The following is an 11,457-nucleotide window of genomic DNA, read 5'->3' on the forward strand; positions in this document are numbered from 1 at the left end:
AGATGATACTGAGGGGACGTTGTGAGCCATCTTCCTTCGGGATAAAAACCCGCCTTGCTGGCTTGGGTCTATATCGCCCCTCTTGCAACGCCTGCCCCAGGTTGCGAATGTTCACAGGCCGCGCCTGTTCATAGGTTTGCCATGTCATGCCATCGCACCCTGCTGCCGACTGCCGCTTGAGCTGGTAGAAGCTTTCTGCAAGCAGCTTTTCGTCCATCAGTGAGTACAGGTTATTGAATGTCTGTTTCTTGTCCCTCTGTGCGAGTTGACGTACAGCCAGCAGGCGTGACGTCCCGGTACTCCAGCGCTGAGTCTGGCCGAGGGCGCATTGTTGGCTGTTGCTCTTGGTTGAACCCCTTCCCTCCACGGGCTCCGCCACCTCTCTCGAGGCATTGTTCGCCAGCTTCCCCGGTACTACGAGTCCATCCGACTTCCTGCTCATCCCTGCCGCTCACCTTGCGGGCTCACAAGACAGGCTCCTTTCGTTGGAAAGGCCAGTGCAGGATCTCTCAGGTTCCGTACGTTGAATTTCTCTGCATGCATAGGGTCTCCGACCCCGGGAGGCATTGCGGTGAGCTTGCCATTCGCGCTCGTGCAATTGTTGGTTTCTGTTTCAGTTAACAACATCACCGCCTCCTATATGGTGATAACGTGGCTCAATACCTAGCCTGCAGATGCCTCTACTAACACTTCACATTGTCGGTTACCCGACACTGCGCATAGCTCGAGGACCGAGCGAGTGGCTAGCTCTTACTCAGGAGGGACTTGCACCCTCTATTCAACGCCAGCTTGGCCTGACGTACTAACCGTTCACCGAGAGCGGATTGACGTACACAACTCGACAGGTATGGGGTAATCCGTTTTCTCGATGCAGGCTCGGACGACTGCGCACTGCCACTCCGCTGGGCAACGCCCCAGTCGTTTGGCTGTCTCTACCAACGACAGTATTCGCTGACGAAACAACTCCCCGCGATGTGAACACACCCCGTAGCTCTCTTTTCGCCATAGCACATAGCCGCGCAGCGCTCGCTCTGCCTCATTGTTGGGCAGCAGAATCTCAGCACCGGATAACCCGCCTCTCCTTGCCCTGACCCTTGGCAAAAAACAGCGGGTACATCATCGCGCGGTAGGGCACTAAGGCATTATGTTCAGGCTGCAACTCCAGGGGCATCCAGGTCACAGTTGCATATCGGCATGTCACGGGCCAGTTTTGAAAAAATTAATGTTGGTCGCTGAATTTTAAAGCACTTACAATACACGACCAGCCTTGATTGGATACCTTTGATGCTCACTCCATGTCATCGTCTATTCCTGTTGCTCCTGTTACTGCTCTGGGGCGTGCTGGCGCAAGCCAATACAAGTCTGAATGAAGACGAGTTCGATCTCTCCGAGAGAACCTGGCTGTCATCACACCGGGAGCTGGTCATCGGCATGCCGATGATGGATGACCCGCCATACAGCTATAAGGATGCATATCAGCGCTTTACCGGCCCGGTACCCGACATTGCTCAGCAGATTGCCAGAACGCTCGGAGTGCCCCTTCGCTACAAGGTCTACCCCTCCTATGCGGATGCCCTGACCGAGCTTTACTACGGTGAAGTGGACATGCTGATCAACAACCAGCCGGGTGAAGAGTGGCGCACCAATATTGTCTCCCTCCCGTTTTTATTCTCCATACCGCGCGGCGTGCTGCTCAACAATGGCAAAACGGTGTTATCACAACAGGATGCCCACGGCTTGCGCTGGGTCTGTGTCACGGGAGTCAATGCTTGCAGTGAATTGAAAAAAAAGGGATTTTTCCGCGTTACCGAGGCCGAAAGCCGCAACGAAGCAGCCTTTATGCTCAAGCAACGCCTGGCCGATGCTTATCTGGCCGATTTGCCATCACTGGCGATGGTGAAAGAGCAGCACCCCAATTCAGGCCTCACCATCGCCACCCCGGAATGGGTGAGCGGTACGACTCTCTCTATCAATATGAATAAGCGCGACCCGGCACTGATCAGTCTGGTCAACAGGGCATTCAACGAGATCCCGATTGAAGATCGCCGTCAGCTGTTCAAAGCCTCGATGGTGAGTCAGCACACAAACTCGGGCGCAGTTAAATCTGTCCAGTTTACCGCCAAGGAGCTACAGTGGCTCAGCCAGCATCCAGTGCTGACTTACGGTGTCTCCCCTGAGTGGAACTCGATGAGCGAGTTCAATTACCGGGGCCAGCTGGTCGGTTATGTAGCGGACCTGCTGGCGCTGATGCAGCAAGTCTCCGGGCTGAAACTCTCTCTGGTGCGCACCAATAACTGGGATGAGACCCAGAACCTGCTGAAGTTGCGGCAGATCGATTTTATTCCGGCTATATCCCCCAACCGTGATCGCGGCCAGTTTGCGCTGTTCACCCCAGGTTATCTGTTTGTCGATCGGGTCGTTATTGCCCCCAAACGCAGTGCCGATATCCCGGATATTTCACTGCTGCGAGGAAAACGGGTCGGCATAGTGCAAGGCTCGGTGGATAAGGATCTGCTGACCAACATTGGCGCTCTTCCGATAGCGGTCAGCAATGACAACCTTTTGCTGGAGCTGCTGGACACGGGCAATGCCGACTACGTGATGGTCACTCTGCCCTCCATCAACAAACGGGTAAGCGAACACTATCAGGTGGTCTATGCCGGCAAAGACCTGCGCCTACCGATCGCCATGGCGACCCGACAAGATCCCATGCTGCAGCAGATCCTCACCAAGGTGCTCTATTCGATACCATCGGAGGAGCTTAATAAACTGGAGAAACGCTGGCTCTCCATGAGCGTTCAAACCGGCATAAATACCGAAACCGTGCGGCTCTGGTTCGTAATGGGTGGCGCTGGCGCGACCCTGCTGTTTGCTCTGTTCTGGGCCTGGAACCGCACCCTGAAACGGGAAATAGTGCAGCGCCAACGTGCCGAGAAGACGCTCAATGAGCAGCTGGTGTTTATCCAGACCCTGCTCGACTCCCTGCCCAATATGGTGGCATTGCGGGATCGCGATCATCGCCTGACCCTCTGCAACCGGGCATACCGCGAACTGTTTATCGGTGACGACTCAGCAGGTGATGGCTGGAGTGGTATAACCGGGGAGAAGCGGAAGCAGATGCTGCTCGAGGAGCATGCGGTTTGGGAAACCGGCGAGATGTTCGAAGGATCGGGTTATACCCAACGTGAAGGGAATATTCCCCTTCACGTGGTCTACGTCAAGCTGCCCTACCGCGCAGCAGATGGCACGATTCAAGGGGTGCTGACGGTACTGACCGATGTCAGCGCCCTCAAGGCCGCCGAGAACAAGGTGCGGGAGGTAGAGGGCAGGCTGCGAGATATCACCGACAGCATGCCGGGTCTGGTCTATCAATTTCTCTGGCAAGGAGCTGGCAAGGGGAAATTCCTCTATCTGTCCCAAGGAGCCAACGACATGCTCGGGATGCCTCATCAAGAGTTGATGGCAGCCGAGTCCGTCGGTGCAATCTTCGGCCTGAACGATGAGGCGTTGGCAGCCTTTGCCGATGAGGTGGCCAAACATGCACGGACCCTTGAGCCGCTCGATATGGAGGTGCTGGTGCCCTCTATTCAGGGGGAGCGCTATATCCAGATCCGCGGCAACTTTGTCACGCAGCAAGGCAATGATCGCCTGCTCAACGGCGTGGTGCAGGATATCACTGCCATCAAGCAACAGGAGCATGAGCTGCGCGATGCCCGCGCTGCGGCCGAGCTGGCGATGCAGGCTCGCAGCCGTTTTCTGGCCACCATGAGCCATGAGCTGAGGACCCCCATCTCGGGCATGCACGGCATGCTTGAGCTGCTGCGCATGAGCGAACTCAATGATGACCAGCGTTATCTGCTGCGCAATGTGGAGAGCTCCGCCAACAACCTACTCTACCTGGTCAACGATATTCTCGACTTTTCCAAGATCGAGGCGGGTCAGCTGCACCTCAATCGTCAATCCTGCCGTCTGCAATCTGTGGTGTGTGACGCGATCCGTGGCCATGCCGCACTGGCCTACAGCAAGGGGCTGAAGGTCACGCTCCAGTGGGAGGAGCAACTCCCCGATCTGGCCGATATAGATCCGGTCAGAGTGGGCCAGGTGGTCTCCAATCTGCTTAACAACGCAGTGAAGTTCACCGAGCAGGGCACCATTTCGATCCGGACCAGCTATCACGACCAGCAACTGGTTATCGCGGTGACGGATACCGGTATCGGCATCGCCGAAGAGAAGCAAGCGCGGCTCTTTACTCCGTTCGAACAGGTGGAATTCGATATCAATCGCCGCTTTGGTGGCAGCGGGCTGGGCCTGGCTATCTGTGATCAGCTGGTGCAGAAGATGGGCGGCACCCTGACGGTCAGGAGCCAGCTCGGTGAAGGGGCCAGCTTCAGCTTCAGCGTCCCGCTGCTCAATTGCCTGTGGGAGCCCCCCGCACTGGCGGGCAGTGAATGGTGGTGGCTGGGTAGCGATGCCGCCTTGCAGGCCACCATGGCACGGCTCGGCGCCCGGTTAACTCCCCTCAATGTCCACCAGCTCACCGCCGATCTCGATGGCCTGCTGTTAGCGGAAGAGGCAGAGCTGGAATCCCGCCTGGGGAGCGATTGGCACACCTTGCTGCAGTCCGGCACCCTCAAGGGGGTCATCCTCTCCCCCCGCGAAGCGTTGCGGGGACGCATGGGCTCGGAGAACTGGTGGCGACTCGGCCAATCCCCTCTCTACCCGGATCTGTTGCTCGAAAGCTGCCGCGCACTGCTCACCGGACGGGAAGTGTCCTCCCATGCCGCCAGCATCGAAAAACTGGGCGGGCGGGTGCTGGTCGCCGATGATCATCTGGTCAACCGGGCCCTGCTGATCCGTCAGCTAGCGATTTTGGGGGTGGAGTGCGAGGTAGTGGAAGATGGCGAGAAGGCGCTGCGTGCCTGGCAAACCCGGAATTTCGCCCTGCTGCTCACCGACTGCCATATGCCGCAGATGGATGGTTACACCCTGACCCGGCTGCTGCGGGAACAAGGGGAGCAGGCCCCCATCATCGGCGTCACTGCCGATACCTCGGAAGAGGCGGCAGCCAATATGACGGCAGCAGGTATGAACGACATGCTGTGCAAACCCTATTCACTGGAGTCACTGCGCCAGATGCTGCAACGGTGGTTGCCGGCAACCACAGTCCCAGCGAGAGGGCCCGCGCGACAGACCATCAATCTTGACATGATCGGTCGCTGGCAAGCGCTGTTTGGCGATGAAGGGATCGCCAAAAGCATGGCAAGGGAGTATCTGACCTCCAACCGGAAAGATTGCCACGCGATGATGAGCGCACTCTCCTCCGATGATTGCCAGGCGCTGGTGGAGATCGCCCACCGCATCAAAGGTGCCGCCAGAATGGTCGGGGAGCTTTCCCTGGCCGAAGAGGCGGCACAACTGGAATCGGCGGCCCGCCTCAAACAGTTGAGCGAGCTCGCGCTGCTGACACAAAGAGTGGAAGAACAGATGAACAGTATTGAACGTGAGATGGGATTGTGGCTCGATGAGTAGAACGGCAGACGAGTTGGTCATCATGGTGGTTGAGGATCACGGGTTTCAGCGCAAGACCCTGATGCACCAGATCTGGGCGCTCGGTTATCGGCAACTGCTGGAGGCTGCAGATGGCATCGAAGCCCTGGCGCTGTGCCAGAGCCACTCTGTCGACATTCTGTTCTGCGATCTGCGGATGCCCGGCATGGATGGTATGGCGCTGCTGCGTCGCCTCTCGCTGGAGGGCTTTCGAGGCGGCATCATCCTCTCCAGTGCACTGGAAGATGATGTTGTGGATGCCGTGCTGCGGATGAGCGCGGCCTATGGTCTCCATGTGCTGGGCCGCATCGACAAACCGTCGAGCCCGCAGCAACTGAGACAGTTGATCGACACCTGGACCCCTCCGTCTGCGCCCTCGGGCAAAAAGGATAACCTCGTCCTTTCGGTGGACGAGCTCAAACGTGCCATCGACAATGACCAGCTACTGCCCTGGTATCAACCCAAGGTCGCCTTTGCGTCCGGCCTATGGGTGGGGATGGAGGCCCTGGCCCGCTGGCAGCATCCGGAATACGGGCTGATCTCCCCCGGCATGTTTATCCCGCTGGCGGAAAACAACGGCCTAATCGACCAGCTGACCGATGTCATCATCAACAAGTCGCTGCAGGATTGCCATCTGTGGGAACAGACCGGCCTCTCCCTCAATCTGTCGATGAACCTCTCGTCCACCTCGCTGATTGAGGGAGATCTCTGCCACTTTCTGATCAACCAATGTCAACGCTGGGGGGTCAACCCCGAGCGTATTACCCTGGAGGTAACCGAAAGTGCATTTGTCGAGGATATCGGCAAGGCGCTGGAGGTGCTGACCCGGCTGCGGATGCACGGCTTTGGCCTCGCCATCGATGACTTCGGTACCGGCTACTCCTCGATGCAGCAGCTGGCGCTGCTGCCGTTTACCGAGCTGAAACTTGACCGTTCGTTTGTCGATCGCTGCTATGCCGATCCCTCCCGTCTGGCCATCATAGAGTCGAGCATCGAGCTGGCCCGCAAGCTAGGGCTGAAATCGGTCGCCGAAGGGGTGGAAGATGTGCAAACCTGGCAACTGCTGGCCAAGCTGGGGTGCGATATCTGTCAGGGCTTCTTCACCGCCCGCCCGATGCCGCGCAGCGAACTGCAGCATTGGCATCAGATCTGGCAAGCCCGGCTGCCCACCCTGATATCCGGCTGATCTTCCCCTACCGCCCTCTTTCGACCAGCAGAATGCCGACCAGCAACGTACAGGCCACCCCACCAGAGGTGGCCATTTTCTTTGTGCCGGGCTCGCTACCCGTTTCATGTCAATCCCCTCCTCGCTCACAACTTGCTAGCCAGCCCCATTGCTCTGCACGCGCCATTGCCATTATCAACACGACCATGTATACAAAATAAGTTGCACCATAAATGGTGCTACTGACAGGTTGAACTCTCGGAAAGCACCCCCACATTCTCTTTAGCTACATGCATGAACTCGCCACAAGGCAATGAAAATCCTGTTTTAACGGGCACATCTCTCAACTATGAACCGTAGCAATAGGGTGAACAAACGAGCCTGAAACCAATTTTTCTTTTGGACAATAAGCTGCTTAAAATCAAATAAAGTTATAAATACTCTTTGTATGGTGAGCATATAGCAAGCGGCCTCTCTGTCGCTTCCCCTGCTGGCTCCGCCAGATGCAGCATTTTCTGCACCTTGACCCGAGTTTATGACGCCATGCTCACTCTCACTCTCGATGGGGCTCAGTTGACGGTTAACCCGACCCTGACCCTGATCCAGATAGCAAAACAGCACCACATTGACATCCCCTCCCTGTGCGGTGACAACACCTGCGCTCCCAAGACGCCCTGCGATCTCTGCGTGGTCGAGGTTGCCGGTCTCGGCATCCGGCGCGCCTGCGAGACGCGCCCCGAGGCAGGGATGGTGGTCACGACGCAGAGCGCAGCTCTGAGCGCACACCGTCAGCAGGCGCTCGGCCGCATCCTCGCAGATCACTACGCCGATTGCGAAGCCCCCTGCCAGCGCGCCTGTCCGGCCGGGGTGGACATTCAATCCTATCTGCATCACATCGCCATGGGGGATCACGAAGCGGCAATGGCCGTCATCAAGCAGACCCTGCCGATGCCCCTCTCCATCGGCCGGGTCTGCCCCGCGTTTTGTGAGGCCGAGTGTCGCCGAGCGCTGGTAGATGAGCCGCTCGCCATTCGCCAGCTCAAGCGCCATGCCGCCGATCTCGATCTGGCAGAGGTTGCCCCCTATCAACCGGCAAAGAAGCCCGCCAAGGGCAAGCGGGTGGCCATTATCGGCAGCGGCCCGGGCGGCCTCACCTGCGGTTATTATCTGGGTTACGAAGGGTTCGAGGTCGACCTGTTCGAGGCGATGCCCGAAGCGGGTGGCTGGCTGCGCTACGGCATCCCCGAATACCGGCTGCCCAAGGCGATCCTCGATCAGGAGATCGACCTGATGTGTCAAAGCGGCATGCGGATCCACACCAGGCAGAGACTGGGCCACCAGATCACCCTCTCGGCGCTGTGCCGCGACTATGATGCGGTCTGTCTGGCGGTTGGCGCTTCCAAGGCGGTGCCGATGGATTACCCCGGCAGCACCCTGGCTGGTTGCTATCTCGGGGTCGATTACCTCAAAGATCGGATGCTGGCCAAGCGGCTCACCACTGGCAAGAAGGTTGCGGTGATCGGGGGGGGTAATACCGCCATTGACTGTGCCCGCACAGCGGTACGCCTTGGCGCCGAGACCACCCTTATCTACCGCCGCACCCGTGCCGAGATGCCTGCCGAAGCGTACGAGATCGAGGAGGCGGAGCACGAAGGTGTGCGCTTTTTGATGCTCACCAATCCGGTGGAGAATCTGGCCGATGAGGCTGGTCGCGTCTGTCAGGTGCGCCTCGAGAAGATGGCCCTCGGCGAGCCAGACGCCTCCGGTCGCCGCCGCCCGGAGCCCACCGGTGAGTTCTTCCTTGAAGAGTTTGATACCGTGATTGCGGCGGTGTCACAGCAACCGGATCTCAGCTTTATGGAAGGGGAGCCCCTCACCCTCCCCTTCACCCGCTGGCAGACGCTGGAGTCCCATCCCGAGACCATGCACAGCGGCCACGGCAACCTGTTCGCCATTGGTGATCTGCGCCGCGGGCCCGCCACCGCCATCGAGGCGGTCGCCGATGGTCGCAAGGCGGCGCTGGCCATCGATCAGTTCCTCCACGGTGACATGATCGATCCGGTTCGTCCTTTCAACGCCTGCAAGGCACCCACACTCAAGCAGGTCGATCCCGCCCAGTTTGCTCACCTGAAAAAAGTCGCCCGCACCATCATGCCCCATCTGGCAGAGCAGGATCGCGAGGGCAGCTTTGCCGAGGTGGAGCTCGGGCTGAGTGATGCCGATGCCCGCAGCGAAGCCAGCCGCTGCCTCGAGTGCGGCTGTCAGACCAACACCGATTGCGCACTGCGCGACTACGCCACCGAATACAAGGTCGAACAGAGCGCTCTCGATACCAGCCAGTGCCAGAAGTTTGCCGTGGATAACAGCAGCGAATTTATCGTGTTCGATGCCAACCGCTGCATCGGCTGCGGCCAGTGCGTGCAGACCTGTGGTGAGCAAGCAGTGCAGGGGGTGCTGCGCTTTGCCAAGCACAGCGATGGCACTCTCTCGAACCGGCCACAGTTCGACACGGGACTCTCGATGGGCGACTCCCACTGCGTACAGTGCGGCGCCTGCGTACAGGTCTGCCCCACCGGCGCCCTGGTAGATGCCCGCGACAAGTCGCAGGGGCGCACCGAGCTGCTCACTCCGGTCAATACCATCTGTACCTACTGCGGGGTCGGCTGCGGTGTCACCCTCTATGTCGATGAGGCGCACAACCGCATCCGCTATGTGGAGGGAAATCGCAACTCGCCGGTCAATCAGGGGCTGCTCTGCGTCAAGGGACGCTTCGGCTTTGACTTTATCCAGAGCGAGGAGCGCCTCACTACCCCGCTTGTCCGTAAAAATGGCGAGCTGGTGCCTGCCAGCTGGCAGGAGGCCATTGAGCTGGTGGCCGAGCGCTTCACCGCCCTTCGCCAGCGCTATGGCAGCGATGCGCTGGCGGGTTTTTCGTCGGCCAAAACCACCAACGAAGAGAACTACCTGTTCCAGAAATTCATGCGCCGGGAGCTGGGCACCAACAACGTGGATCACTGCGCGCGGCTCTGCCACGCCTCCACCGTTACCGGGCTGGAGGCGTCACTCGGCAACGGCGCCATGACCAACGACATCCCGAGCATCGACCACTCGGATCTCATCTTCATCATCGGCTCCGACACCTCGGCGGCCCACCCCATCATCGGCTCCCATATCAAGCGGGCAGTCACCACGGGCAAGGCGCGGCTGGTGGTGGCCGATCCCAAGCGGATCGAGATGGCGGACCACGCCAGCCTCTATCTGGCCCACCGCCCCGGTACCGACGTGATGCTGCTCAACGGCCTGATGCAGCAGATCATCCATAATGACTGGCACGACAAGGCCTATATCGCCGCGCGGGTGGAAGGGTTCGAGGAATTGCGAGCCGAGGTGCTCTCCCCCGCCTATGCTCCGGACAAGGTAGCCCTTGTCACCGGCGTGCCGGCCGAGCAGGTGATCGAGCTCGCCCGCCTCATCGGCACCGCCGAACGCACCGCCATCTACTACTCCATGGGGATCACCCAGCACACCACCGGCCACGACAATGTGCGCGCCATTGCCAACCTGCAACTGCTGTGCGGCAACATCGGCATCGAAGGGGGCGGCATCAATCCGCTACGGGGCCAATCCAACGTACAAGGGGCCTGTGACATGGGGGCGCTGCCCAACTGCCTGCCCGGCTATCAGAAGGTGGCCAACCCCGAGGTACATGCCCGCTTCGCAGCCGCCTGGCAGCAGCCTGACTTGCCGCGCACGCCCGGCCTTACCCTCACCGAGACCATAGATGCCGCCTGTGCAGGCAGCATCAAGGGGCTCTATGTGATGGGGGAGAACCCGGTGCTGAGCGATCCGGATCAGCATCACGTCATCGAGGGGCTCAAGCAGCTGGAGTTTCTGGTGGTGCAGGATATCTTCCTCTCGGAAACCGCCCAACTGGCCGATGTGGTACTCCCCTCCAGCTCCTTTGCCGAGAAGAGTGGCCACTTCACCAATACAGAGCGGCGGGTACAGCGCCTCACCCCGGCCCTCAAGGCACCGGGCGACGCGCAGGATGACTGGTGGATCATCCAGCAGATCGCCAACGCCATGGGCGGCGATTGGCACTATCAGAATGCACAGGAGATCACCGCCGAGATCTGCCGAGTTACCCCGCAATACGCTGGCATCCAGTGGGACAAGGTTGGAGCGCAAGGGCTGCAGTGGCCCTGCAACGACACGGCCCCCGAAGGCACTCGCCTGCTCCACGGCAAGCAGTTTACCCGTGGCAAGGGAGAGATGGTCGCCACCCCGTTCCGCTACGCTGCCGAACTGCCCGACGAGACTTATCCCATCGTGCTCACTACCGGCCGCCTGCTGGAGCAGTTCCACACCGGCACCATGACCCGCAAGACCAAGGGGCTCGACACGCTGGCTGGCCCGCGGGTTATGATGAGCGTGGTGGATGCCCAGCGGTTGGGGATCAGCAACAGCGAACAGGTGAAAGTCACCAGCCGCCGCGGCCATATCGAACTGCCCGCCTTCGTCACCAAGCGGATGCAACCGGGCGTAGTCTTTATCCCGTTCCACTTTGCCGAAGCCCCAGCCAATCGGCTCACCATTAATGCCACCGACCCCCACGCCAAAATCCCCGAGTTCAAGGTGGCAGCGGTGCGCGTCGACAAGCTGCAGAGCCAGATCCCCTCGATACTACAACCAGAGATGGAGATAGCATGAGCGGAATAGATCTCTTAACAAACGGGATAATCCGC

General features: G+C 59.4%; 3 protein-coding genes and 2 pseudogenes. 3 read left to right on the forward strand and 2 right to left on the reverse strand.

What is annotated here, in order from left to right; all coding sequences use genetic code 11:
• Together ACRAUW_RS13730 and ACRAUW_RS13735 are read right to left on the reverse strand one after the other, a co-directional pair.
• Nucleotides 1-442 (reverse strand): annotated as a pseudogene (locus ACRAUW_RS13730) (group II intron reverse transcriptase/maturase); the annotation flags it as partial.
• Nucleotides 443-810: 368 nt separating this feature from the next.
• Nucleotides 811-1,059: pseudogene (locus tag ACRAUW_RS13735) on the reverse strand (IS66 family transposase); the annotation flags it as partial.
• 225 nt (nt 1,060-1,284) lie between these two features.
• On the opposite strand from ACRAUW_RS13735, the gene ACRAUW_RS13740 reads away from it, so the two are divergent.
• From ACRAUW_RS13740 to fdhF, 3 genes are all read left to right on the forward strand, one after another.
• On the forward strand, nt 1,285-5,529 hold the full coding sequence (locus ACRAUW_RS13740; RefSeq protein WP_431362720.1) for an ATP-binding protein: 4,245 nt from the start codon (nt 1,285-1,287) through the stop codon (nt 5,527-5,529).
• A complete protein-coding gene (locus ACRAUW_RS13745) occupies nt 5,522-6,733 on the forward strand; it encodes an EAL domain-containing response regulator (protein ID WP_431362721.1) in 1,212 nt (403 codons plus the stop codon). The genes ACRAUW_RS13740 and ACRAUW_RS13745 overlap by 8 nt, the downstream gene beginning before the upstream one ends.
• A 501-nt stretch (nt 6,734-7,234) precedes the next feature.
• Nucleotides 7,235-11,422: a formate dehydrogenase subunit alpha gene (gene fdhF / locus ACRAUW_RS13750; protein ID WP_431362722.1), complete on the forward strand. Its 4,188-nt coding sequence runs from the start codon at nt 7,235-7,237 to the stop codon at nt 11,420-11,422.
• Nucleotides 11,423-11,457 lie beyond the last annotated feature (35 nt).

This window comes from Aeromonas sp. (assembly GCF_050633025.1).
In the GTDB taxonomy this organism is placed as follows: Bacteria; Pseudomonadota; Gammaproteobacteria; order Enterobacterales; family Aeromonadaceae; genus Aeromonas.